The sequence below is a fragment of the Salmonella sp. 741265073_HBA genome, from assembly GCF_046569105.1.
In the GTDB taxonomy this organism is placed as follows: domain Bacteria; phylum Pseudomonadota; class Gammaproteobacteria; order Enterobacterales; family Enterobacteriaceae; genus Salmonella; species Salmonella enterica.
Window position 1 is genome coordinate 18,599 of sequence record NZ_JBKFRY010000011.1, and the last position, 23,277, is coordinate 41,875.

22 protein-coding genes and 4 pseudogenes are annotated in these 23,277 nt (G+C 51.9%); 15 read left to right on the forward strand and 11 right to left on the reverse strand.

The window, feature by feature from the left end:
- Positions 1-34: 34 nt before the first annotated feature.
- Genes ACLD3P_RS15180 through ACLD3P_RS15190 form a run of 3 tightly spaced genes read right to left on the reverse strand, consistent with a single transcriptional unit; the run spans position 35 to position 2,302 of the window.
- Positions 35-271 (reverse strand): non-oxidative hydroxyarylic acid decarboxylases subunit D, encoded by a 237-nt coding sequence (locus ACLD3P_RS15180; RefSeq protein ID WP_000562964.1) that lies wholly within the window; start codon positions 269-271, stop codon positions 35-37.
- A 10-nt stretch (positions 272-281) separates the two neighbouring features.
- Positions 282-1,709: a non-oxidative hydroxyarylic acid decarboxylases subunit C gene (locus tag ACLD3P_RS15185; protein WP_000863168.1), complete on the reverse strand. Its 1,428-nt coding sequence runs from the start codon at positions 1,707-1,709 to the stop codon at positions 282-284.
- Positions 1,709-2,302 carry a non-oxidative hydroxyarylic acid decarboxylases subunit B gene (locus ACLD3P_RS15190; RefSeq protein ID WP_001237180.1) on the reverse strand — a complete coding sequence of 198 codons (594 nt, stop codon included), beginning with the start codon at positions 2,300-2,302 and terminating at the stop codon, positions 1,709-1,711. Before ACLD3P_RS15190 ends, ACLD3P_RS15185 begins: the two co-directional genes overlap by 1 nt.
- 170 nt (positions 2,303-2,472) lie before the next feature.
- Between ACLD3P_RS15190 and ACLD3P_RS15195 the strand changes: the two genes are divergently transcribed.
- Positions 2,473-2,877 carry a MarR family winged helix-turn-helix transcriptional regulator gene (locus tag ACLD3P_RS15195; RefSeq protein WP_000423338.1) on the forward strand — a complete coding sequence of 135 codons (405 nt, stop codon included), beginning with the start codon at positions 2,473-2,475 and terminating at the stop codon, positions 2,875-2,877.
- 18 nt (positions 2,878-2,895) lie between these two features.
- On the opposite strand, the gene ygbI is transcribed toward ACLD3P_RS15195, so the two are convergent.
- Complete coding sequence (gene ygbI, locus ACLD3P_RS15200; protein WP_000613178.1) at positions 2,896-3,660, reverse strand: DNA-binding transcriptional repressor YgbI; 765 nt, start codon at positions 3,658-3,660, stop codon at positions 2,896-2,898.
- Positions 3,661-3,856: 196 nt separating this feature from the next.
- On the opposite strand from ygbI, the gene ltnD reads away from it, so the two are divergent.
- Genes ltnD through ACLD3P_RS15230 form a run of 6 tightly spaced genes read left to right on the forward strand, consistent with a single transcriptional unit; the run spans position 3,857 to position 9,935 of the window.
- Positions 3,857-4,780, forward strand: a complete 924-nt coding sequence (ltnD, locus tag ACLD3P_RS15205) for an L-threonate dehydrogenase (protein WP_000206958.1) — start codon at positions 3,857-3,859, stop codon at positions 4,778-4,780.
- On the forward strand, positions 4,774-6,036 hold the full coding sequence (gene otnK / locus ACLD3P_RS15210; protein ID WP_000912488.1) for a 3-oxo-tetronate kinase: 1,263 nt from the start codon (positions 4,774-4,776) through the stop codon (positions 6,034-6,036). Before ltnD ends, otnK begins: the two co-directional genes overlap by 7 nt.
- A complete protein-coding gene (locus ACLD3P_RS15215; RefSeq protein WP_097362701.1) occupies positions 6,033-6,671 on the forward strand; it encodes an aldolase in 639 nt (212 codons plus the stop codon). Before otnK ends, ACLD3P_RS15215 begins: the two co-directional genes overlap by 4 nt.
- Before the next feature lie 4 nt (positions 6,672-6,675).
- Positions 6,676-7,452: an HPr family phosphocarrier protein gene (locus tag ACLD3P_RS15220; protein WP_001136891.1), complete on the forward strand. Its 777-nt coding sequence runs from the start codon at positions 6,676-6,678 to the stop codon at positions 7,450-7,452.
- 39 nt (positions 7,453-7,491) lie between these two features.
- Positions 7,492-8,442 (forward strand): D-erythronate dehydrogenase, encoded by a 951-nt coding sequence (gene denD / locus ACLD3P_RS15225; protein ID WP_411006293.1) that lies wholly within the window; start codon positions 7,492-7,494, stop codon positions 8,440-8,442.
- Complete coding sequence (locus ACLD3P_RS15230; RefSeq protein ID WP_000202719.1) at positions 8,439-9,935, forward strand: GntP family permease; 1,497 nt, start codon at positions 8,439-8,441, stop codon at positions 9,933-9,935. Before denD ends, ACLD3P_RS15230 begins: the two co-directional genes overlap by 4 nt.
- Before the next feature lie 41 nt (positions 9,936-9,976).
- On the opposite strand, the gene ACLD3P_RS15235 is transcribed toward ACLD3P_RS15230, so the two are convergent.
- On the reverse strand, positions 9,977-10,909 hold the full coding sequence (locus tag ACLD3P_RS15235) for a LysR family transcriptional regulator (RefSeq protein WP_411006294.1): 933 nt from the start codon (positions 10,907-10,909) through the stop codon (positions 9,977-9,979).
- Between the two features lie 87 nt (positions 10,910-10,996).
- On the opposite strand from ACLD3P_RS15235, the gene ACLD3P_RS15240 reads away from it, so the two are divergent.
- Together ACLD3P_RS15240 and ACLD3P_RS15245 are read left to right on the forward strand one after the other, a co-directional pair.
- A complete protein-coding gene (locus ACLD3P_RS15240; protein ID WP_411006295.1) occupies positions 10,997-12,205 on the forward strand; it encodes an MFS transporter in 1,209 nt (402 codons plus the stop codon).
- Positions 12,202-12,582, forward strand: a complete 381-nt coding sequence (locus ACLD3P_RS15245) for a DUF4440 domain-containing protein (protein WP_411006296.1) — start codon at positions 12,202-12,204, stop codon at positions 12,580-12,582. Before ACLD3P_RS15240 ends, ACLD3P_RS15245 begins: the two co-directional genes overlap by 4 nt.
- Positions 12,583-12,637: 55 nt before the next feature.
- Here the strand turns inward: ACLD3P_RS15245 and mutS are convergent, their stop codons facing one another.
- A complete protein-coding gene (mutS, locus tag ACLD3P_RS15250) occupies positions 12,638-15,205 on the reverse strand; it encodes a DNA mismatch repair protein MutS (RefSeq protein ID WP_154023298.1) in 2,568 nt (855 codons plus the stop codon).
- 157 nt (positions 15,206-15,362) lie between these two features.
- On the opposite strand from mutS, the pseudogene ACLD3P_RS15255 reads away from it, so the two are divergent.
- Together ACLD3P_RS15255 and ACLD3P_RS15260 are read left to right on the forward strand one after the other, a co-directional pair.
- Positions 15,363-15,761: pseudogene (locus ACLD3P_RS15255) on the forward strand (cytoplasmic protein); the annotation flags it as partial.
- Positions 15,762-15,887: 126 nt separating this feature from the next.
- Positions 15,888-16,010: pseudogene (locus ACLD3P_RS15260) on the forward strand (cytoplasmic protein); the annotation flags it as partial.
- Positions 16,011-16,180: 170 nt separating this feature from the next.
- On the opposite strand, the gene pphB reads toward ACLD3P_RS15260, so the two are convergent.
- Complete coding sequence (pphB, locus tag ACLD3P_RS15265) at positions 16,181-16,837, reverse strand: protein-serine/threonine phosphatase (RefSeq protein WP_262943705.1); 657 nt, start codon at positions 16,835-16,837, stop codon at positions 16,181-16,183.
- Positions 16,838-17,063: 226 nt separating this feature from the next.
- Between pphB and ACLD3P_RS15270 the strand changes: the two are divergent.
- A pseudogene (locus tag ACLD3P_RS15270) lies at positions 17,064-17,491 on the forward strand (transposase); the annotation flags it as partial.
- A gap of 72 nt (positions 17,492-17,563) precedes the next feature.
- On the opposite strand, the pseudogene ACLD3P_RS15275 reads toward ACLD3P_RS15270, so the two are convergent.
- The 4 genes and pseudogenes from ACLD3P_RS15275 to invH all read right to left on the reverse strand — a co-directional run.
- Positions 17,564-17,656 (reverse strand): annotated as a pseudogene (locus tag ACLD3P_RS15275) (GNAT family N-acetyltransferase); the annotation flags it as partial.
- Between the two features lie 49 nt (positions 17,657-17,705).
- The gene (locus ACLD3P_RS15280; protein WP_001555786.1) at positions 17,706-18,053 is read right to left on the reverse strand and encodes a DUF1493 family protein; all 348 of its coding nucleotides are present in this window, start codon (positions 18,051-18,053) and stop codon (positions 17,706-17,708) included.
- Complete coding sequence (locus ACLD3P_RS15285; protein WP_023201504.1) at positions 18,038-18,487, reverse strand: STM2901 family protein; 450 nt, start codon at positions 18,485-18,487, stop codon at positions 18,038-18,040. The genes ACLD3P_RS15280 and ACLD3P_RS15285 overlap by 16 nt, the downstream gene beginning before the upstream one ends.
- Positions 18,488-18,918: 431 nt before the next feature.
- Positions 18,919-19,362 (reverse strand): SPI-1 type III secretion system invasion lipoprotein InvH, encoded by a 444-nt coding sequence (invH, locus tag ACLD3P_RS15290; RefSeq protein WP_079899024.1) that lies wholly within the window; start codon positions 19,360-19,362, stop codon positions 18,919-18,921.
- 456 nt (positions 19,363-19,818) lie between these two features.
- Here invH and invF point away from each other — a divergent pair, with 456 nt between their 5' ends.
- The 3 genes from invF to invE are packed head-to-tail and all read left to right on the forward strand — an operon-like array spanning position 19,819 to position 23,269.
- A complete protein-coding gene (gene invF, locus ACLD3P_RS15295; protein WP_001747511.1) occupies positions 19,819-20,469 on the forward strand; it encodes a type III secretion system transcriptional activator InvF in 651 nt (216 codons plus the stop codon).
- Positions 20,466-22,154: a type III secretion system outer membrane ring protein InvG gene (gene invG, locus ACLD3P_RS15300; RefSeq protein WP_000848102.1), complete on the forward strand. Its 1,689-nt coding sequence runs from the start codon at positions 20,466-20,468 to the stop codon at positions 22,152-22,154. Before invF ends, invG begins: the two co-directional genes overlap by 4 nt.
- Positions 22,151-23,269, forward strand: coding sequence for a type III secretion system gatekeeper InvE (gene invE / locus ACLD3P_RS15305; RefSeq protein WP_000612166.1), 1,119 nt, complete (start codon positions 22,151-22,153; stop codon positions 23,267-23,269). Before invG ends, invE begins: the two co-directional genes overlap by 4 nt.
- The last annotated feature ends 8 nt before the right edge of the window (positions 23,270-23,277 follow it).

The following is a 23,277-nucleotide window of genomic DNA, read 5'->3' on the forward strand; positions in this document are numbered from 1 at the left end:
CAAAAAAAGGCCAGTCTGTCGACTGGCCTTTTTTTTACCGTTTGTCTTCTGCCAGCAGCGGCGGGATACTCGGCACCATTGGCGCGTCATCAATATCTTTTTGCGTCATGCGAAACGCTTGTGGATAGTGTTCGCGGCTGGTACGGCGTAACGGTTCGGTATCGCGCCAGGTATACAGACAATGCTGACACTGATATACCGTCCAGACTCCTTTTACCGGCGAAGTCGCCATGAGTTCAATATGTGCATCGGCACAGCGTGGACAAATCATCGGTTACTCCTTATTTACGGTTGGCCAGCATGGCGGTCAGCTTTTCAGCCCAGGCTTTAGTTTCCGGTAAATCAACAACCGGCTGGCTATAGTGACCACGGTTATCTGGCGCAACCGGCGTGGTGGCGTCAATGATCAGCTTGTCGGTAATCCCCGCCGGGCTTGAGCCCGGATCCAGTTCCAGGACGGACATATTCGGTAGCTGTACCAGATCGCCAGCCGGATTCACTTTCGACGACAACGCCCACATCACCTGTGGCAGATTGAATGGATCGACATCTTCATCGACCATGATCACCATCTTCACATATCCCAGACCGTGCGGCGTCGTCATCGCTCGCAGGCCCACCGCGCGGGCAAAGCCGCCGTAGCGTTTTTTGGTTGAGATGATGGCCAGCAGGCCGTGGGTGTACATGGCGTTTACCGCCTGCACTTCCGGAAATTCGGCTTTCAGCTGTTGATACAGTGGCACGCAGGTCGCCGGCCCCATCAGGTAGTCGATTTCCGTCCACGGCATACCTAAATAGAGCGATTCAAAAATGGGTTTGCTGCGGTAAGAGACCTTATCGATACGCACCACGGTCATGTTGCGACCACCGGAATAGTGGCCGGTAAATTCGCCGAACGGTCCTTCAATTTCACGTTTACGGCTTTCGATGACCCCTTCAAGAATGACTTCAGATCCCCACGGCACATCAAAACCGGTCAGCGGCGCGGTGGCGATAGGATAGGGGCTTTCACGCAGCGCGCCTGCCATTTCATACTCTGACTGATCGTATTTCAGCGGCGTTGCGCCCATCAGGGTAATGATCGGATCGTTACCCAACGTGATCGCAATCGGCAGATCTTCCCCGCGCTCTTCGGCTTTGTGCAGGTGCAATGCGATATCATGCATCGGCACTGGTTGCAGACCCAGCTTACGCTTGCCTTTAACTTCCATGCGGTAGATGCCGACATTCTGCTTGCCGAAGTTATCGGGATCGAGCGGATCGCGTGATACCACACAGGCTTTATCCAGATAGAATCCGCCGTCGCCGTCGTTCAGACGAAACAGCGGCAGGATATCAAACAGGTTGATCGCGTCGCCGTCGACGGTATTTTCCGCCCAGCCCGGATTCGCCCGTCGTTCCGGCGCTACCGGAAAATTGTCCCAGCGGCGAATAAATTCATCGATCTGTTTTTTAACCGGCGTGTTAGGCGGCAAACCCAGTGAGATGGCATGGTTCTGCCAGGAACCGATGGTATTCATCGCCACGCGGGCGTCGGTAAAACCACGAATATTGTCAAACCAAAGCGCGGGCGCGCCATCGCCGATGCGTCCCGTTGCGTTGGCAGCGGCGGCGAGATCCGGCTCCGCATTCACTTCCTCGCTGATTTTCAGCAGTTGTCCCTGCTGATCCAGCGCATGTAAAAAACTGCGCAAATCATCAAATGCCATTATCCATTCTCCTGTGAAAAATTTGCTGCCTGTCGCAGTCCTTGCCAGCGGCGCGCGCGCGTATGCTCCAGACCAAACTGGTCGAGAACGCGCGCTACGATGTGCTGGATAATATCGTCAACGGTTTGCGGCAGGTTATAGAACGCGGGCATGGGCGGCACTATCGCCACCCCCATACGAGAAAGCGCAAGCATGTTTTCCAGATGAATCGTGCTGAGCGGCATTTCCCGCGGCACAAGCACCAGCTTGCGACCCTCTTTCAACACGACATCGGCAGCGCGTCCCACCAGCCCCTCGGCATAGCCGGCGCGAACCCCCGCCAGTGTTTTCATACTGCAGGGGATAATAATCATGCCGTCGGTACGAAATGAGCCGGAGGAAATGGTCGCCGCCTGATCGGCCGGGCTATGACAATAATCTGCCAGGGCGGCTACCTCAGCGGGCGTGTAGGGCGTCTCCAGTTCAATAGTGGTTTTCGCCCACTTTGACATTACCAGATGCGTTTCAACATCAGGTATCGCCCGCAATGCCTGGAGTAGCTCGACGCCAAGCGGCGCGCCGGTCGCACCGGTCATCCCCACAATCAATCTCATTTCTTACCTCAAATATCGTTCGTATACGAACATTTTGATCAAAATACGCCCACACGGCCTTTGCGACAAGATCGCTCCCGATGCCTGCGCACGTTTAGCTAAAGCATTCGTCATTAAAAAACCGTGCATAAGTCGTTATGATAGAAAAAGTTAATTTATCCGGAGCGCTCATGGAGTTACGAAACACCGCGTTTCATCTGTTACGCCAACTTTTTCAGCAACATACCGCACGCTGGCAGCATGAACTACCGGAGCTCACCAAACCTCAATATGCGGTGATGCGCGTTATTGCTGAACATCCGGGTATTGAACAGGTCGATCTGACCGAAGCGGCGGTTAGCACTAAAGCGACGCTGGCGGAGATGTTAAGCCGGATGGAAAATCGTGGGCTGGTAAAGCGAGAAAACGATCCGCTGGATAAACGTCGGCGTTTTGTCTATCTCACCGTTCAGGGCCAAACGTTGCTCGCCGCCGCGATACCACTGGGGGATCGCGTTGACGATGAATTTTTGGGGCGACTGAGCGCTGAAGAACGCGAACAGTTTACGCAACTGGTACGCAAGATGATGACGTAAGCGGCTTGCGCCGCTTCGCTATTTTTTGGCCATCAGCAGTGAGATATCCACTTTGGCCAGCGCCCGAATTGCGCTTTCCGGCAGGCCGTCATCGGTGACGATTTGGTTGAATTCCGCCAGCGGTAACGCCAGCCACGTCGCGACCTGGCCGTATTTGGTCGCGTCGCACACCAGAATTTTTTGGCGGCTGGCGCTGGCGACGGCCCGTTTCACCGTGACTTTATCTTCTGCCGGCGTTGAAATACCGCGCACGCTCCAGGAAGAGGCGGAAATAAAGGCCTGGTCAATCATCAACCCGCGCAAAAGCGTCGCCGCGGCTTCACCGACGCACGATCGGTTTTCCCGGCATACCGCCCCGCCAGTGTGAATAATTGTGCAATCGCTATTGTCCATCAGGTAATCGGCGATAACGAAATCATTGGTCACCACCGTAAGTTTATTCATCGTAACCAGCTGCCTGGCAATCGCCAGCGTGGTAGTACCTGCATCAAGGTAGATACAGCTTTCTGGCTGTACCAGGCTGGCGGCCAGTTTGCCAATCGCCGCTTTCTGCGGCGTCGCCAGTTCGGTTTTGATCTGATGCGAGGGCTCGTGCGCCACGCGAGTCGATGATTGCACGCCGCCAGAGACCTGGATTACCGCGCCTTGCTGCTCCAGTTTTTGTAAATCACGGCGGATAGTCATGTGGGATACATGCATGCGCTCGGTCAGTTCAGCGATACTGACAATGCCTTTCTCCGCCACCATATCAAGAATGATTTGTCGACGCTCAGTAGGTATCAACGTCTGCTCCTTTCTTTAGTCCTGTCGCGATTTTACGCGATTTCTCGTCACAGCGTGTGAAGTTCTATGAGGATTGCCTTCACAAAAAATAACACATTTTGTTATTTTTTGTGAAACAACTCACCGCAATTGTTTACAAAAACGCCTATATTCACATAACAAAACATAATATCACGTAAATTAACATGGAGTGATAATGACAACAGGAACTGATTTTCATGTCGGCATTGTGGGGCTTGGCTCAATGGGAATGGGCGCTGCGCGTTCATGCCTGCGCGCCGGGCTTTCCACATGGGGGGCCGATCTTAACCCGCAAGCGTGCGCGAATCTTCTCGCTGAAGGGGCTTGTGGGGCTGCCGCCAGCGCCAGGGAGTTCGCCGGCGTCGTGGATGCGTTAGTCATTCTGGTCGTCAATGCCGCCCAGGTCAGACAGGTGTTATTCGGTGAGGATGGCGTCGCCCATCTGATGAAACCCGGAAGCGCGGTGATGGTTTCGTCCACGATCTCAAGCGCCGACGCGCAAGAGATCGCCGCGGCGTTGACGGCATTGAATCTTAACATGCTGGATGCGCCGGTTTCCGGCGGCGCGGTAAAAGCGGCGCAGGGCGAAATGACGGTGATGGCCTCCGGGAGCGAGGCGGCGTTTACCCGCCTGAAGCCTGTGCTGGACGCCGTTGCCAGCAACGTTTATCGCATCAGCGATACGCCGGGCGCAGGCTCAACCGTCAAAATCATTCATCAACTGCTGGCTGGCGTGCATATTGCGGCGGCGGCCGAAGCGATGGCGCTGGCCGCGCGGGCCGGTATTCCTCTGGACGTGATGTATGACGTCGTGACCCATGCCGCCGGAAACTCCTGGATGTTTGAAAACCGTATGCAGCATGTCGTTGACGGCGACTATACCCCGCGTTCGGCCGTCGACATTTTTGTCAAAGATTTGGGGCTGGTTGCCGACACGGCGAAAGCGCTGCGCTTCCCCTTACCGCTGGCCTCTACGGCGTTAAATATGTTCACCAGCGCCAGTAACGCCGGTTATGGCAAAGAGGATGACAGCGCTGTGATCAAAATTTTCTCGGGGATTACTCTGCCTGGCGTCACGCCTGAGGAGCCGTCATGTTAAAAATTGGCGTCATTGCCGATGATTTTACCGGCGCGACTGACATCGCCAGTTTTCTGGTCGAAAACGGGATGCCGACAGTGCAGATCAATGATGTCCCAACCGGGACGCAACCGGAAGGATGCGACGCGGTGGTTATCAGCCTGAAAACCCGCTCATGCCCGGCGCAAGAGGCGATAAAACAATCGCTGGCGGCGCTGGTATGGCTGAAAAAACAGGGCTGCCAGCAAGTCTATTTCAAATATTGCTCGACTTTCGATAGTACCGCCGAAGGCAATATCGGCCCGGTCACCGATGCGCTGATGGTGGCGCTGGATACCTCATTTACCGTGATTTCTCCCGCGCTGCCGGTTAACGGACGCACGGTTTATCAGGGCTATCTGTTTGTCATGAACCACTTGCTGGCGGAGTCCGGTATGCGCCACCACCCTATCAATCCGATGACCGACAGCTACCTGCCGCGTCTGATGGAAGCGCAGGCGCAAGGGCGCTGCGGCGTTATTCCGGCTCAGACGCTTGATGAAGGCGTTGCCGCGACCCGTGCGGCGCTGTCGCGTTTACAGCAGGAAGGATATCGCTACGCGGTACTTGACGCGCTCAATGAGCGGCACCTGGAAATCCAGGGCGAGGTTTTGCGTGATGCCCCGCTGGTGACTGGCGGTTCCGGGTTGGCAATGGGGCTGGCGCGTCAGTGGGCGAAGCACGGCGTTTCTCAGGCCCGTTCCGCAGGCTATCCGCTGAGCGGTCGCGCGGTGGTGCTTTCCGGTTCCTGTTCGCAAATGACGAATCAGCAGGTGGCTTTCTATCGACAACATGCTCCCACACGCGACGTTGACGTGGCGCGCTGCCTGTCATCCGAGACGCGCGAGGCCTACGCTGAAGCGCTGGCGCAGTGGGTGCTCAGTCAGGACAGCGAACTGGCGCCAATGATTAGCGCCACCGCCTCCACGCAGGCGCTGGCCGCCATCCAGCAGCAATATGGCGCTACCGAAGCCAGCCATGCGGTAGAGGCGCTCTTTTCCCTGCTGGCCGCTCGCTTAGCGGAAGGCGGTATCACCCGGTTTATCGTGGCGGGCGGCGAAACCTCGGGCGTGGTGACGCAAAGCCTCGGTATTACCGGTTTTCACATCGGACCGTGCATTTCACCCGGCGTTCCGTGGGTCAACGCGCTCCATGCGCCGGTCTCGCTGGCGCTAAAGTCAGGTAATTTTGGCGATGAATCCTTTTTCATCCGCGCTCAAAGGGAGTTTCAGGTATGACGATACTGGCAAAAGAAGAGCACGCTTTGCGAGAAGAGATGGTCAGGATAGCCGCCTCGTTTTTCCAGCGCGGCTATGCCACCGGCTCGGCAGGCAACCTCTCGCTGTTACTGCCGGACGGCAATATTCTGGCGACGCCCACCGGTTCGTGTCTGGGTAATCTCGACCCGCAGCGGCTATCCAAAGTGGACCCGCAAGGCGAATGGCTCAGCGGCGATAAACCGTCTAAAGAGGTGCGTTTTCATCTGGCGTTGTATCGCAATAACCCTTGCTGCAAGGCCGTAGTTCATCTGCACAGCACCTGGTCAACGGCGCTTTCCTGTCTCGAAGGACTGGACCCGAAAAATGTGATTCGCCCGTTTACCCCCTATGTGGTGATGCGGATGGGCGACATTCCGCTGGTTCCCTACTATCGCCCGGGGGATGACCGAATTGCCCGCGATTTGGCTGCGCTGGCGGCTCGGCATCAGGCCTTTTTACTGGCTAATCATGGGCCGGTCGTGTGCGGGGAGAATTTGCAGGAAGCCGCTAATAATACCGAGGAGCTGGAAGAGACGGCAAAGCTGATTTTTATCCTTGGCGAACGCCCGATTCGTTATTTAACCACCGAAGAAATTGCGCAGTTAAGGAGATAACCCGATGCCGCGTTTTGCCGCCAATTTGTCGATGATGTTTACCGAAGCGCCGTTTATCGAGCGTTTTGCCGCCGCTGCCGAAGCCGGTTTTCAGGCCGTTGAGTTTCTGTTCCCCTACGGCTTTGCCGCCAGCGAGATTAAAGCCCAGCTATCGCGTCATGATCTGACGCTGGCGCTGTTTAATACTTCGGCGGGCGATACCGCGGCGGGCGAGTGGGGACGTGCCGCGCTACCGGGGCGCGAACACGACGCGCGCGCCGATATCGATCTGGCTCTGGAATACGCTCTGGCGCTGGAATGCGAGCAGGTTCACATCATGGCGGGCGTAGTGCCGGATGGCGCTGATGGCGCACGTTATCGCGCCACGTTTATCGATAATTTGCGTTATGCCGCCGACCGGTTTGCCGCCCACGATAAACGTATTTTGATCGAAGCGCTGAGTCCCGGCGTTAAACCCGGCTACCTCTTTTCCAGCCAATATCAGGCGCTGGGCATCGCAGAAGAGGTTGACCGTCCGAATGTGTTCATCCAGCTCGACACTTTCCATGCGCAAAAAGTGGATGGCAATTTGAGTCACCTGATTCGCGAGTACGCGGGCCGCTATGCCCATGTACAAATCGCTTCGCTACCGGACAGACATGAACCGGATGATGGCGAGATCAACTACCCGTGGCTGTTCCGGCTGTTCGATGACGTAGGTTATCGCGGCTGGATAGGCTGCGAATACCAACCACGGAATACCACTCAGGACGGGCTTGGCTGGTTTAACGCCTGGCGCTAACCCTGAACTACCCTACACAACAATAAAGAGGACATCCGGATGCAGATTATCATTACCGGCGGGGGCGGCTTTTTAGGCCAGAAACTCGCAAGCGCCTTATTAAACTCATCGCTGGCGTTTAACGAACTGCTTCTTGTTGATTTAAAAATGCCTGCGCGGTTATCAGACTCCCCACGTTTACGCTGTCTGGAGGCTGACTTAACCCAGCCGGGCGTGCTGGAGAATGTGATTACCGCTAATACCTCTGTTGTTTATCATCTCGCTGCGATTGTCAGCAGCCATGCGGAAGACGATTTCGATCTGGGATGGAAAGTTAACCTGGATCTTACCCGCCAGTTACTTGAGGCGTGTCGTCGGCAACCGCAGAAAATTCGTTTTGTCTTCTCCAGCTCGCTTGCCGTTTATGGCGGTACGCTGCCGGAATGCGTCACCGATACCACCGCGCTCACGCCGCGCTCGTCTTATGGCGCGCAGAAGGCCGCCTGTGAACTGTTGGTCAACGACTATACCCGCAAAGGCTATGTGGATGGGCTGGCGCTGCGTTTGCCGACGATCTGTGTTCGCCCGGGTAAACCAAACCGCGCCGCCTCTTCTTTTGTCAGCGCGATTATTCGTGAACCGTTGCAGGGCGAGACGACCGTCTGCCCGGTATCGGAAAGTTTGCGGCTGTGGATTTCCAGCCCGGCGACGGTGATCCATAACCTGTCGCTGGCCGCAACGTTACCCGCGCCTGGCGAGGCGAGCAGCATCAACTTACCCGGGATCAGCGTAACCGTGGGCGAGATGCTGGAAACGTTGCGTCAGGCGGGCGGTCAGGCGGCGAGCGATCGGGTTACGCATCAGCGCGACGAAGGCGTCGAGAAAATTGTCGCCTCCTGGCCGGGACGTATCGATAACCAGCATGCGCTGGCGTTAGGTTTTGTCGCCGATAAACGCTTCGATGACATTATCGAACGCTTTCGACAAGATGATATGGAGGGGAGGTCATGACAAGTTTACCGACCCCAATTATCGGCCTGATCGTTGCCGTTTTCGTTCTGGTATGGCTGGTGTTACGCACTCGTGTTCATGCGCTGATCGCGATGCTGGCGGCGGCCTGTATCGCCGGTCTGTTGGGGGGAATGGGCATTGATAAAACGCTCTCTGTCATCACCAGCGGATTCGGTACGACGCTGGGCAGCATTGGCCTGGTGATTGGTCTCGGCGTAATGATGGGGCGCTTGCTGGAGGTTTCCGGCGCGGCGGAGCGTATCGCCTGGAGCTTTATCAAATGGCTGGGGAAACGTCGTGAAGAGTGGGCGCTGGCGATCACGGGTTATATTGTCAGCATTCCCATTTTCGTCGATTCCGCTTTTGTCATTCTTTATCCGGTGGCGAAAGCGCTGGCGAAAAGCGGTAAACGTTCGCTACTGACGCTGGGCGTCGCGCTGGCGGGCGGGCTGGTGGTCACTCACCATACGGTACCTCCGACGCCCGGTCCGCTGGGGGTAGCCGGGATTTTTAACGTCGACATCGGCGCAATGTTATTGACCGGGATGGCGCTGGCGGTGCCCTGTGTGATCGGCATTGTGTTCTATGCGCAGTGGCTGGATAAACGCTACCCTGATTTCGTGCCGCGCACGCTGAACGCCGATGAAGTCAATGCCGCGCTGGAGCAGTACAATAAAGAGAAAGAGCAAAAGGATCTGCCGAGCCTGACGCTCTCTCTGCTGCCTATTGTGGTGCCGATCGTGCTGATCTTCCTGAAGGCTATCTGTTCCACCCTCGCCACCATAGAAGGATGGTCCGGCCTGGCGACGCATCCGGTGGTACAGGCAATCAACTTTGTGGGAAGTCCAGTGATCGCGTTGGCCATCAGCGTTCTGCTGGCGGTGTATACGCTGGTGCCGCGCATGGATAAACATACCACCGCAGAGCGTCTGGAAGAGGGCTTGCAAAGCGCCGGGATTATCTTACTGGTCACGGGCGCTGGCGGCGCGTTGGGCGCGATCCTGCGCGACAGCGGCGCGGGGCAACAGCTGGCGGAGCAGGTTGCCAACCTGCCGATCTCGCCGATCCTGATCCCGTTTATCGTGGCGACGTTGGTACGCCTGATTCAGGGATCGGGGACGGTGGCGATGATCACTGCCGCCTCGATTTCCGCGCCGATCCTGGCGCAGATCCCCGGCATCAATATGTTGCTTGCCGCTCAGGCCGCAACGATGGGGTCGCTGTTCTTCGGCTACTTCAACGATAGCCTGTTCTGGGTGGTTAACCGCATGATGGGCGTCTCTGATGTCAAACAGCAGATGGTGGTTTGGTCTGTACCGACGACCATTGCCTGGGCGATTGGCGGCACCGGCGTGGCGCTGATTAACCTGCTGTTCGGTTCCGGCGGCAGTTGGCTCGATCCGTTACTGCCGATTGTCGTTCTGGCGGCAATTATGCTGTGGGTGCGTTGGCAGGCGCAGGGGATCAAAGACAAGCTGGTAGTTAAGGATTAAGACGGTATTATCCGTCCGGGAGCGCAATGCTCCCGGGCTGGCTACAATGATGGGGCGTGCTCCCCGCAATCCCATTGCGAACGTAAAAAATCAATAAATGCGCGTACTTTTGTCGATACATGGCGGGCGTCGGGGTAAACGGCATAAATGCCCTGACGGGGAAAATGATAGTCGGGTAACACGTGAATTAACGTTCCATCCTCCAGTGCGGTGTTGACTAACCATTGCGGCAGTAATGCGACGCCGCTTCCCGCGAGAGCGAAGGCCATCAGCGAGCGCGCGCTGTCGACAGAAATTTTGCCGGCTTTGCTTATCTCCAGGCGTGAGTGTTGGCCATGATTATTCGTTACTGTCCACCGTAGCGGCGTAGGTAATCGCTCATGAATAATCCATTCCGCATGGGCCAACGACTCCAGTGACGACACGGGGTGGCGGGCGAGCCACTGCGGCGCGGCGACCGACAGAATGGTAAAGCGGGATATCAGCGCGGCGCGATAGCGGGAGTCCGCCAGCGAGCCAAGCCGAATCGCCACATCAAAGCGCTCGGCAATTAAATCGGCATGATGTGATGAGGACATATGTCGAATACGGAGATCGGGATGGCGCTGACTAAACTGCGCCAGTACCGGAATGACCACCTGTTCGCCAAACTCGGGCGTAGTGGTAATACGTAACTCGCCGCCCAGCCCACTATGGCTGGCACGCACTTCATCCTGCAAATTTTTCGCGGCATTGAGTAAATTCACGCCTTTTTGGTAAAAGAGGACGCCGGCGTCTGTGAGCGTCAGTCGTCGGGTGGAACGTAGCAGTAACGTTACGCCAAGCTCTTTTTCAAGCTGCCGAATATTAAAACTCACTACCGCTTTTGTTTGGCCCGATGCGGCGGCAGCGGCCGTGAAGCTGCCGCTATCTACCACGGCGATAAACAGCGACATACGCTGCAAATTGAGCATGGCGAGCTCCTTTACTGTCAAAATTATTTTGACAGTATATCGTTGAAGCGCGGACTTATCTGGCTTTCTCCGGACGGCTACATTAGCGCCTCTGACGGAGGATGCATAATGACGTATCGCAGTAAAGTGGCAGTGGTTTACCTGCTCGGCTTCTTTCTTGATCTGATTAATCTGTTTATTGCCAGCGTGGCTTTTCCTGCGATGTCCGTGGATCTGCATACGTCCATATCGGCGCTGGCATGGGTGAGTAACGGTTATATCGCAGGATTAACGCTGATCGTTCCGTTTAGCGCGTTTCTTTCGCGTTATCTCGGCGCACGACGGCTGATCATATTTTCGCTCATTCTGTTTAGCGTTGCCGCCGCTGCCGCAGGTTTTGCCGATTCATTACACAGCCTTGTTTTCTGGCGTATTGTGCAGGGGGCGGGCGGTGGCTTATTGATCCCGGTTGGTCAGGCGTTAACCTGGCAACAGTTTAAACCGCATGAACGCGCTGGCGTGTCATCGGTTGTCATGATGGTGGCGCTACTGGCGCCGGCATGTTCGCCTGCGATTGGCGGGCTGCTGGTGGAAACGTGCGGCTGGCGCTGGATATTCTTTGCCACGCTGCCGGTGGCCGTTCTCACTTTATTGCTCGCTTATCGTTGGCTGAACGCCGCGTCGACGACAATGGCGTCAGCAAGATTGCTCCATCTGCCGTTGTTGACGGACAGGCTGCTGCGTTTTGCCATGATCGTCTATCTGTGCGTACCGGGTATGTTCATTGGTATCAGCGTGGTCGGGATGTTTTATCTACAGAACGTCGCGCAGCTATCGCCTGCGGCGGCGGGGTCGCTGATGCTTCCCTGGTCGATCGCTTCATTTGTCGCCATTATGCTTACCGGACGTTACTTCAATCGGCTTGGGCCGCGTCCGCTGATTATCGTCGGCTGTCTTCTTCAGGCCGCAGGGATACTGCTTTTAACTAACGTTACGCCTGCGACATCGCACCGTGTACTGATGATGATATTCGCCTTAATGGGCGCTGGCGGCAGTTTGTGCAGCAGTACCGCGCAGAGTGGCGCTTTCCTGACTATTGCTCGCCGGGACATGCCTGACGCCAGCGCGCTATGGAATCTTAATCGTCAGCTCAGCTTTTTCCTTGGCGCGACGCTGTTGACGCTGCTGTTAAACGCGCTCCAGCACGTTATGTCGCTTGAGGCTGCTTATCGCTGGACCTTTATTGCCGCCGCCGGTATCACCCTGCTGCCCCTTATTTACGCTGTCTGTCTAAACAATAGACAGGCGCTTCTGTGCCTGAAAAAGGAAAGATCATGAATCCATATAAAGATGAAATTATTCACGCCCATGCGGCGATTGAGAACTGGCTTAGTAAGGGGATAGGTAGCCTGGAGGCGTTGATAGCGCGTTTCGCTGCTGATTTTACGATGATAACGCCAGGCGGTGTTTGTCTGGATTATCCGGCGCTGGACGCTTTTTTCCAGGCGCAGCGCGCGTGTCGCCCGGGGCTGGTTATCGTGGTTGAGCACATTGACCTTGTGGCGGAGTGGCCGGAAGGCGCCGCGCTGCGTTATCGTGAGCGCCAGCAACTGCCGGGCCAGGCCGAGACGGTACGCTGGTCGACGGTTATTTTAAAAAGGGAAAGAGGACGGATAGTCTGGCGTCATTTACACGAAACGACAGTCACAGCCTGAAAAGCCTGTTCCGGCGCGCAGACCCGATAGCGCCGCGCTATCGGGCCTGACACGTTTACACCAGACTTTTCAGCCGATAGATCCACTCCAGCGCCTGGCGTGGCGTCAGGGAGTCCGGATCGAGATTCTCCAGCGCTTCAACGGCGGGCGATGTCTCCTCCGGGGCGGCAAGCAACGACATTTGCGTGCCGTCCACCTGCGTTGCCGCCGCATTGGGCGAGATGCTTTCCAGCTCGCGGAGTTTTTGGCGCGCGCGTTTGATGACTTCTTTAGGGACGCCCGCAAGCGCCGCGACCGCCAGGCCATAGCTCTTACTTGCCGCGCCGTCCTGCACGCTGTGCATAAACGCGATAGTATCGCCGTGTTCCAGCGCATCCAGGTGGACGTTCGCCACGCCTTCCATTTTCTCCGGTAATTGGGTCAGCTCGAAGTAGTGGGTAGCGAACAGCGTTAACGCTTTAATCTTATTCGCGAGATTCTCCGCGCAGGCCCAGGCCAACGACAGCCCGTCATACGTGGAGGTACCGCGCCCGATTTCATCCATCAATACCAGACTGTTTTCCGTGGCATTATGCAGAATGTTCGCGGTTTCGGTCATCTCCACCATAAAGGTCGAACGCCCGGAAGCCAGGTCGTCCGCTGCGCCGACGCGGGTAAAAATACGGTCGATGGGGCCGATTTCCACGTTTTGCGCCGGAACGTAACTGCCGATATAGGCCAGCAGGGCGATCAATGCCGTTTGCCGCATATAGGTACTTTTACCGCCCATATTGGGGCCAGTAATGATCAACATCCGGCGCTGCGGCGACAGATTGAGCGGGTTAGCGATAAACGGCTCATTCAGTACCTGTTCAACCACCGGGTGGCGACCTTCGATGATACGAATACCGGGTTTATCGGTAAATGTCGGGCAGGTGTAATTCAGCGTCCAGGCGCGTTCGGCCAGGTTAACCAGCACATCCAGCTCCGCCAGCGCGTTGGCGCTCTGCTGTAAATCGGCCAGATGCGGCAACAGCAGATCAAACAATTCGTCATATAGCTGTTTTTCCAGCGCCAGCGCTTTGCCTTTCGAGGTCAGAACTTTATCTTCGTACTCTTTTAGCTCAGGAATAATGTAGCGTTCGGCATTTTTCAGCGTCTGGCGACGCACATAATTGATGGGCGCCAGATGGCTTTGACCACGGCTAATCTGAATGTAATAACCATGTACCGCGTTATAGCCGACTTTCAGCGTATCCAGCCCGGTACGCTCGCGTTCGCGAATTTCCAGACGATCGAGATAATCGGTGGCGCCATCCGCCAGCGCGCGCCATTCGTCCAGCTCTTCATGGTAGCCGGGCGCAATAACGCCGCCGTCGCGGACCAGTACCGGCGGCGCGTCAATAATGGCGCGTTCCAGGAGGTCGCGCAGCTCGGCGAAATCGCCCATTTTTTTACGCAACGCCTGTACCGGCGCGCTGTCAACGGTTTCAAGCTGAGCGTGCAATTCCGGCAGTTGCTGAAAGGCGTGACGCATTCGGGCGAGATCGCGCGGACGCGCGGTGCGCAGCGCCAGACGCGCAAGGATACGCTCCAAATCGCCGACCTGACGCAGCACCGGTTGCAGTTCGCTGACGGTGTCCTGCAAGGCGCCGATGGTCTGCTGGCGTTCACGTAATATGTCGGTATTTCGTACCGGCATATGCAGCCAGCGTTTAAGCATTCGGCTACCCATTGGCGTCACGGTACAGTCAAGCACCGCGGCGAGGGTATTTTCGACACCACCGGCCAGGTTTTGGGTAATTTCCAGATTGCGGCGGGTCGCGGCATCCATAATGATGCTGTCCTGCTGGCGTTCCATCGTAATGGAACGAATATGCGGCAGGGAGGTGCGCTGGGTATCTTTTGCGTACTGTAACAGGCAGCCTGCCGCACATAATCCACGCGAGGCATTTTCGACGCCGAAACCGACCAGATCCCGCGTACCGAATTGCAGATTTAACTGCTGGCGGGCGGTATCAATCTCAAACTCCCACAACGGGCGACGGCGCAGACCCCGGCGTCCCTCTATTAACGCCATTTCAGCAAAATCTTCGGCATACAACAGTTCGGCGGGATTGGTGCGCTGCAGCTCTGCGGCCATCGTTTCACGGTCGGCGGGTTCGCTCAGACGAAAGCGCCCGGAGCTGATATCCAGCGTGGCGTAACCGTAGCCTTTACCATCCTGCCAGATAGCCGCCAGCAGGTTATCCTGACGCTCCTGTAACAGGGCTTCATCGCTGATGGTGCCAGGCGTAACGATACGCACGACCTTACGTTCAACGGGACCTTTGCTGGTGGCCGGATCGCCAATCTGTTCGCAAATAGCGACGGATTCGCCCTGATTGACCAGTTTCGCGAGGTAGTTTTCTACGGCGTGGTGCGGGATTCCCGCCATAGGGATAGGTTCGCCAGCCGATGCGCCGCGTTTGGTCAGCGAAATATCGAGCAGCTGCGACGCACGCTTTGCGTCGTCATAAAACAGCTCGTAAAAGTCTCCCATACGATAAAAGAGCAGGATCTCCGGATGCTGGGCTTTCAGCTTGAGATACTGCTGCATCATCGGGGTGTGGTTGGAGAAGTCCTTATCAAATGACTCATTCATATTGATTTTACTCGTTTTTTATTCTTTCAAGTGCTCATGTGGCCCCGGGGAAAACCCTTATAAACTCACATAAACCCATAAATTTGTAGCTCACCTGTAGCCTAAAATGTGACAGGTTACATTCTCATCATTCCTGGACTACAACAGGGGTGATACTTTGAAAACAACTCTCAGCCAGCCTTTCATTATCAACAAGTTAAGTATCAATGTTAAGTCTGCGCTCAGTCGCTCTGGAAAAATCGTTTTCGAAGCTAACCCAGCTCAAAAACTCTACATTGTTTTCGATGACCACAGAGAAGCTCCTGCTGGTTTCGGGGTAAAAGCCAGTTTGACGAAAAAGACCTACGTAATCCAGCGAAGAGTAGCCTCGTCAGATCGTAATGTCAGTGAGGGTAGGAAGCCAAGTTCTGTCTTGAAAGTAAAAGTTGGAAATGTGTTCGATTTTCCAAATATTGACGAAACAAGGCAAGCTGCCAGGCAATTAGTTCAGACCATGCTCGCAACAAAGAGAAATCCCAACAAAATTAAGAGGGGAGCGGATGCTTCCGAACTCAAAATGAGACTGTAATTAAAATTGTGTAATTACCTGATTTTGATATGTTCGATTCAACATCAAAAGCTGGTTGCTTTATGGACGAAAAACACCTGGCATTCACAGAGCATTAACTTCATCCCGACGGCCACAGCTATCAAGATTGTGTTGCATGAAGGTAAGCCGATCCATTTCGCCACCACGGTTATTGCGCTTTCTTCCGATAGGTATCTTGAGCTGTGCGATCTTTACTCTTCTCAGGCGATCGAGTAACTACCTGCGTCGGATTACGGCTTCGTTTTTTGATCTGCGATCTTAATGATGATATGGGCAGAAAAACGCGAAATTTAGACGCTATTACGAATGGGCAATGGTACTTATTGAAGGCTATATCATTGCCCATAATGCAGGGAGGGTTAATATTATATAATTCTATTTCCAGATTACTTTATTTTAAAAAAAGACAGATTGCCTGAATAGAAAGAACCGGTGTCAATGTAGATTTGATTGGCGAATGTTGTTGTGTAGTCAACAATCATATGGCCGAAGATGAAAGTATCCGCACCGCGTATTGGATGGATATTCCCCTGTAACGAACCAAGCAGACGATCGCGTGACCATAGAACGCTATCAATATCAACTTGCTTCTCATAATCGTAGCTGTCATCTGGATAATCGGCATGGGCAATCACGTACTTCTTTGAGGACGTTTCAACCTGTATGATGTGAGGACGCTGCTTAAAAGTTAGTAATAGTTCAGTGGCTTCTTGCCTGTCTTTTTCGGTGACCGAGTCGTACCAGTAACCACCGTTTACATACCAGAAATTGCCATCCTGTGTTTCAAAAGCGTCAAGTGCCATAGCTTCATGATTACCCACTACAGAAATAAACCATGAGGTATTTAACAGTCTCAGTGTTTCAAGGTTTTCTTTTCCTCGATCAATGTTATCTCCAGTGGAGATCAAGAGATCGGTATCAGGAGAGAAATTTAATTGAGCCAGTCTGGTTAACAATAAGGAGTAACATCCATGAATATCACCAACGACCCAAATGTGGCGATAGAGATCGCTGTTGATGTCAGCATAACGAATTAATTCCATGATGTTCCTATAGCACAATTTTGGAGGCTGGTATTATAACAAAGAAGTATGGTGATATTAATTTTTATTCTTTAAAATACACAGTTATTAAAATAACCTACAAGCTAGAAATCAACAGAGAATATATATTTTATGAATCGGTTAATTAAAGTAAACGATGTGCTTGAAAGATGCACGATTTCTCGCGCAACACTTTCCTGATTAATTGCAAAGGCATACTTTCCCGCTCAGCGGCACGACGGATACGCAGGCACTGCCGGGGCTGATTAGCCAGACTCACTGTAAAATCAGGGAAGCCTCGGCTGACGGCGCTTATGACACGCGCTATTGCCATGATGTGTTGTTGAGGAAAAAAATCAGGCCACTAATCCCGCCACGAAGCGGTGCGCGATACTGGCCGGACAAGTAGTACCATGAGCGTAACCACGCGGTGGCGAATCAACATCGGAGCGGCAGCAATGAGGTCTGGAAAAGAAAGTGGGCTATCACCGTCGTTCAGTAGTGGAAACAGCGATGTTTCGTATTAAAACCTTGCTGGGCGGCTATCTGAGTCTGCGGAACTATGACGCGCAGGTGGGTGAAGCGATGGCGATGCTCAAGGCGCTGAACTGGATGACGTTGTTGGCAATGCCGACCAGCGTCAGGCTCGTATAACGAGTGCTCCGGTGGGAGTCCTGTATCCTTATCGTTGGCCGATTCTGAATTATTCAACAAAGCCTCATGTTGTCATAACCTACCAGATGCAGATAAAGTAGCATAAAGCGTTTTAAACGACAGCAACAAGGAAAGGGGTTGATCGTTTAATGATACTGCGCCAAATAACAAAATTCATAGTAATTAACTCCTGATTAATTCGACATATTTTTCACTAATCATAAAGCCATTTCCCAGCTTTCGCTGACTCAGAAAACATTCTGATTGTTAAAGGTGTACGAGTTCGTTCTACATCTTCCCGTTTTAATTTAAACCATCGTGTAAGCAGTGGAGTATTCTCCCAGGGAAAATAACACGACCATTTAACTTGTGATAAATCTACATTAAATTTTTTTTCAAATTTATCCAAAGCTTCATGCAGGTCATCGCCTGGAGCTTCAAATAAATCAGAATCAAGTTCTAAAGGGATTTCTTTCCAATTGCTGTCTAAATATCCGGGAATCTCTTCACGGAAGAGTGCTAACACCTCTTGCTGAATTGTGTCCATCAAAAGGATGTCCATTGTATACGATCTTTAGGGCGTGCTATTAGGTTGTATTTTGCCTGAGTTCTCCTTGATACCTGGTAAATTGAATTCACAAGACCAACCCAACCTAACCATGGAACATATCGTGCTATGACTGCGGCAAGATTATTTGTTTTTCGCATTCTTATACCAACGGGTGTAGGAACTCTAATACCAAAAGGAGTTCGTGCATTTCGTAAAAGCATTCTCCCATACCTGGAGATAACACTTGTCCCTTTAATTGCCTCTCCCGGTTTCGTTCTGGTTTTTAACCACGGTTGCCCGGCGAGGATAGCAGCACCTGACTCAATGCCAATCCCAAGTTCATCACAAAATTGCTCAAGGAAAATTACATCAAATAGCTCACCTGCTGACAGGTTCAATTGTCCGTGGTAGAAGTAGGTTCCGTTTAGTTCTTCTGTCGTATCCATTCAATCACCTTATAGACTGTTTGCCATTCATTCCAGGCATCGGGACGTTTCTGCCGCTATACTAGCCTGGTAGTCAATACGTTGTCATGGGTAAAAAGAACGTTATCCGCGAAAAGTGGATGGGGTATCGTAAGAATGCCAACATGTGGGGCAAGAGGGGGATGTTAGTTTACCGCGATATACGAGACGATAGTTTGTCAGTATAAGTTTCGGCTATTTTCCCGAGTCTGGGAGGCAGTTCTTTATCGCAAATAAAAAAAGCAGCAGCGAGGTGCTGCTGTATCAAAAAGCAGATTGATAAATGCAACGTAAGAGACAAATGGCCAACCGTAAAAGTGACCATAGCTATAATAATTATATTGATATTAAGTGGCAATGCAAAATATGGTCTTAATTATATCATGATGAGTTCAGCCAACTATGATATGGCCTTATAAGGCTTGCAGTCTTTCATGGGCAGCAAGTAACGTCTGATATATGCTTAAATTCTTACTTCCGGGTTCAAGCAAAACTTTTTTAAATTCGGTCATGAGTTGCTCTTCATCTTCTTTCGAACGCATGTATTGTGGATGTTCCTGGAAGAAGGTGAGCGCCTGTTCTTTGGTTTGTTTATATTTTTCGCAAAAAATGCTTGAGCTGATTGCGCTATTTTTTGATGCGGAATTATCAGCGTTCTGGTTTGATAATGATTTATTCTTCGCAAGGTCTGACGGCACATACGGAAGAGACTGACACTCATCAATACTATTTGCGTTGGCCAGTTGCTCTTTCTGAGCGCCAGGTTGCTGTACCGGTTTGCTCACGGAGGAAGGGAGGGGCACCTGGGCACAGCCGATCAGTAAAAAGGCAGGAAGACAGCTATAAAATTTTTTCATATTAACTCCAACTACAGAAGAATGAGGTGCCATGTTTTTACACAACCGTCAGAGCGTTATCTGACAATAGTTATAAGGATGCGAATGCGTTTCAGGAATGCTAGCAAAAAAAACTCCTGATATAAATAATTAATTTTCCATCCCGATGACAATATTTGAATTTTTGCTGCTGCAGAATAATAAGCCAGAATTTATACACTATGAGCTGATTTTCTATTTTAAATTATCAAACGCTGTGCAAGTGGGCCAATTTAATTAGCGGGTGGCATCAGTTTCATAATGATTGCATCAGGATTTTGCCACCCGCTCCCGGTATTGTTTACATATTAAAATGATTTTTAACTGGTGCTGACAACTATGCTAAATACGCAGGAAGTACTTAAAGAAGGAGAGAAGCGGAAAATCCGCAGCCCGGAAGCATGGTTTATACAGACGTGTTCCGCGCAAAAGCTGCATATGTCATTTTCTGAAGGCCGACACAATGAAAACTGCCTGATTCAGGAAGGCGCGCTGCTTTTTTGCGAGCAGGCTGTTGTCGCACCAGTATCAGGAGACGTGGTTTTTCGACCGTTAAAAATTGAAGTACTCAGCAAATTACTGGCATTTATCGATGGCGCAGGATTAGTGGACACGACATATGCTGAATCCGATAAATGGGTTTTGCTGAGTCCTGAGTTTCGCGCTATTTGGCAAGATCGTAAACGCTGCGAGTACTGGTTTTTGCAGCAAATTATTACGCCTTCTCCGGCCTTCAATAAGGTACTGGCGCTGTTACGAAAAAGCGAGAGTTACTGGTTGGTTGGCTATTTACTCGCTCAGTCAACCAGCGGCAACACGATGAGAATGCTGGGAGAAGACTATGGCGTTTCTTATACCCATTTTCGTCGTTTGTGCAGCAGAGCGTTGGGCGGAAAAGCGAAGAGTGAATTACGAAACTGGCGTATGGCGCAATCGCTGCTGAATAGTGTAGAAGGCCACGAGAACATCACCCAATTAGCCGTTAATCATGGTTACTCATCGCCTTCACATTTTTCTAGTGAGATCAAAGAGCTGATCGGCGTTTCGCCGCGGAAATTATCAAATATTATTCAATTGGCAGACAAATGAAGACACATATTCTTTTGGCCAGAGTGCTGGCATGTGCCGCGCTTGTTCTGGTTGCACCTGGTTATTCTAGTGAAAAAATACCTGTAACGGGAAGTGGGTTTGTTGCGAAAGACGATAGCCTGCGGACATTTTTCGATGCCATGGCGCTACAGCTAAAGGAGCCTGTCATTGTTAGCAAAATGGCGGCACGAAAAAAAATTACGGGCAACTTTGAGTTTCACGATCCTAACGCATTACTGGAGAAGCTTTCCCTACAACTGGGGCTGATTTGGTATTTCGATGGGCAGGCTATCTATATTTATGACGCCAGTGAAATGCGCAATGCCGTGGTTTCTTTACGCAACGTCTCACTCAATGAGTTCAACAATTTTCTAAAACGCTCAGGTTTATATAACAAAAATTACCCGCTACGTGGCGATAACCGTAAAGGAACATTCTATGTTTCAGGGCCACCCGTCTATGTTGATATGGTGGTCAACGCCGCCACCATGATGGACAAGCAAAACGATGGTATTGAGCTGGGACGCCAGAAAATAGGGGTGATGCGTCTGAACAATACCTTCGTGGGCGATCGTACCTACAATCTGCGCGATCAGAAAATGGTTATTCCCGGTATTGCTACGGCCATTGAAAGGTTATTGCAGGGAGAAGAGCAACCCTTAGGTAATATTGTCAGTAGCGAACCCCCGGCGATGCCAGCATTTTCAGCGAATGGAGAAAAAGGTAAAGCAGCAAATTATGCCGGTGGCATGAGTCTGCAGGAAGCTTTAAAGCAAAATGCCGCGGCGGGCAATATTAAAATCGTGGCCTATCCGGATACCAACAGTTTGTTAGTAAAGGGAACGGCTGAGCAGGTGCATTTTATCGAAATGCTGGTTAAAGCGCTGGATGTCGCCAAACGTCACGTAGAATTATCCCTGTGGATTGTCGATCTTAATAAAAGCGATCTGGAGCGTTTGGGCACTTCATGGAGCGGCAGCATAACTATTGGGGACAAACTTGGCGTGTCATTAAACCAGTCTTCAATAAGTACCCTCGATGGCAGTCGATTCATCGCCGCGGTCAATGCGTTAGAAGAGAAGAAACAGGCGACGGTGGTTTCGCGCCCGGTATTACTGACTCAGGAAAATGTTCCCGCTATTTTTGATAACAACAGAACGTTTTACACCAAGCTGATTGGGGAACGTAATGTGGCGCTTGAGCATGTAACATACGGAACAATGATCCGAGTGCTGCCCCGTTTTTCCGCAGATGGTCAGATAGAAATGTCGCTGGACATTGAAGATGGCAACGATAAGACGCCGCAATCCGATACTACCACCTCCGTAGATGCGTTACCCGAAGTCGGGCGAACGTTAATTAGCACTATTGCAAGAGTTCCGCACGGAAAAAGTTTGCTGGTCGGTGGTTATACACGGGATGCAAATACCGATACTGTCCAAAGTATTCCGTTTTTAGGCAAATTACCGCTTATTGGTAGCCTGTTCCGTTATTCCAGTAAGAATAAAAGTAATGTTGTTCGTGTGTTCATGATTGAACCAAAAGAAATTGTCGACCCGTTAACGCCGGATGCCAGCGAATCGGTAAACAATATTCTGAAGCAAAGCGGTGCCTGGAGTGGGGACGATAAGTTACAGAAATGGGTTCGTGTTTATCTGGATAGAGGTCAGGAGGTAATTAAATGATTCCTGGCTCAACCTCTGGTATTTCATTTTCCAGAATATTGTCCCGGCAGGCATCTCATCAGGATGCGACCCAGCATACTGATGCGCAACAGGCGGAAATACAACAGGCCGCAGAGGATTCGTCTCCAGGGGCGGAAGTACAAAAATTTGTCCAGTCGACGGACGAAATGTCAGCGGCGCTGGCGCAATTTCGTAACCGTCGCGATTATGAAAAAAAATCCAGTAATTTATCTAACAGTTTTGAACGCGTGCTGGAGGATGAGGCTTTACCGAAGGCGAAGCAAATATTAAAGCTAATTAGCGTACATGGCGGCGCGTTAGAAGATTTTTTACGTCAGGCGCGTAGCTTATTTCCTGACCCCAGTGATTTAGTCCTTGTGTTACGCGAATTGCTTCGTCGTAAAGACCTGGAAGAGATCGTGCGGAAAAAGCTGGAGTCGTTACTTAAGCACGTTGAAGAGCAAACCGATCCGAAGACCCTCAAGGCAGGGATTAATTGTGCGTTGAAGGCCCGGCTTTTTGGGAAAACATTATCGTTAAAACCAGGCTTATTGCGCGCCAGCTATCGGCAATTTATCCAGAGTGAATCACATGAAGTGGAGATTTACTCTGACTGGATAGCCAGTTATGGCTATCAACGTCGACTGGTGGTACTGGATTTTATTGAGGGTTCGCTATTAACCGATATTGACGCGAATGACGCCAGCTGTTCGCGTCTGGAGTTTGGCCAGCTTTTACGACGCCTGACGCAACTCAAAATGTTGCGCTCCGCTGACCTACTGTTTGTGAGTACATTGTTGTCGTATTCGTTTACCAAAGCGTTTAATGCGGAGGAGTCGTCGTGGCTATTACTGATGCTTTCGCTATTGCAACAGCCACATGAAGTGGATTCGCTGTTAGCCGATATTATAGGTTTGAATGCGTTATTGCTTAGTCATAAAGAACATGCATCCTTTTTGCAGATATTTTATCAAGTATGTAAAGCCATACCCTCTTCACTCTTTTATGAAGAATATTGGCAGGAAGAATTGTTAATGGCGTTACGTAGTATGACCGATATTGCCTACAAGCATGAAATGGCAGAACAGCGTCGTACTATTGAAAAGCTGTCTTAATTTAATAT

What these genes read in the sequence shown, in the direction of transcription:
- ACLD3P_RS15180 (WP_000562964.1), bottom strand. Translation starts at nt 271, where the DNA reads ATGATTTGTCCACGCTGTGCCGATGCACATATTGAACTCATGGCGACT.
- ACLD3P_RS15185 (WP_000863168.1), bottom strand. Translation starts at nt 1,709, where the DNA reads ATGGCATTTGATGATTTGCGCAGTTTTTTACATGCGCTGGATCAGCAG.
- ACLD3P_RS15190 (WP_001237180.1), bottom strand. Translation starts at nt 2,302, where the DNA reads ATGAGATTGATTGTGGGGATGACCGGTGCGACCGGCGCGCCGCTTGGC.
- ACLD3P_RS15195 (WP_000423338.1), top strand. Translation starts at nt 2,473, where the DNA reads ATGGAGTTACGAAACACCGCGTTTCATCTGTTACGCCAACTTTTTCAG.
- ltnD (WP_000206958.1), top strand. Translation starts at nt 3,857, where the DNA reads ATGACAACAGGAACTGATTTTCATGTCGGCATTGTGGGGCTTGGCTCA.
- otnK (WP_000912488.1), top strand. Translation starts at nt 4,774, where the DNA reads ATGTTAAAAATTGGCGTCATTGCCGATGATTTTACCGGCGCGACTGAC.
- ACLD3P_RS15215 (WP_097362701.1), top strand. Translation starts at nt 6,033, where the DNA reads ATGACGATACTGGCAAAAGAAGAGCACGCTTTGCGAGAAGAGATGGTC.
- ACLD3P_RS15220 (WP_001136891.1), top strand. Translation starts at nt 6,676, where the DNA reads ATGCCGCGTTTTGCCGCCAATTTGTCGATGATGTTTACCGAAGCGCCG.
- denD (WP_411006293.1), top strand. Translation starts at nt 7,492, where the DNA reads ATGCAGATTATCATTACCGGCGGGGGCGGCTTTTTAGGCCAGAAACTC.
- ACLD3P_RS15230 (WP_000202719.1), top strand. Translation starts at nt 8,439, where the DNA reads ATGACAAGTTTACCGACCCCAATTATCGGCCTGATCGTTGCCGTTTTC.
- ACLD3P_RS15240 (WP_411006295.1), top strand. Translation starts at nt 10,997, where the DNA reads ATGACGTATCGCAGTAAAGTGGCAGTGGTTTACCTGCTCGGCTTCTTT.
- ACLD3P_RS15245 (WP_411006296.1), top strand. Translation starts at nt 12,202, where the DNA reads ATGAATCCATATAAAGATGAAATTATTCACGCCCATGCGGCGATTGAG.
- mutS (WP_154023298.1), bottom strand. Translation starts at nt 15,205, where the DNA reads ATGAATGAGTCATTTGATAAGGACTTCTCCAACCACACCCCGATGATG.
- pphB (WP_262943705.1), bottom strand. Translation starts at nt 16,837, where the DNA reads ATGGAATTAATTCGTTATGCTGACATCAACAGCGATCTCTATCGCCAC.
- ACLD3P_RS15280 (WP_001555786.1), bottom strand. Translation starts at nt 18,053, where the DNA reads ATGGACATCCTTTTGATGGACACAATTCAGCAAGAGGTGTTAGCACTC.
- ACLD3P_RS15285 (WP_023201504.1), bottom strand. Translation starts at nt 18,487, where the DNA reads ATGGATACGACAGAAGAACTAAACGGAACCTACTTCTACCACGGACAA.
- invH (WP_079899024.1), bottom strand. Translation starts at nt 19,362, where the DNA reads ATGAAAAAATTTTATAGCTGTCTTCCTGCCTTTTTACTGATCGGCTGT.
- invF (WP_001747511.1), top strand. Translation starts at nt 19,819, where the DNA reads ATGTCATTTTCTGAAGGCCGACACAATGAAAACTGCCTGATTCAGGAA.
- invG (WP_000848102.1), top strand. Translation starts at nt 20,466, where the DNA reads ATGAAGACACATATTCTTTTGGCCAGAGTGCTGGCATGTGCCGCGCTT.
- invE (WP_000612166.1), top strand. Translation starts at nt 22,151, where the DNA reads ATGATTCCTGGCTCAACCTCTGGTATTTCATTTTCCAGAATATTGTCC.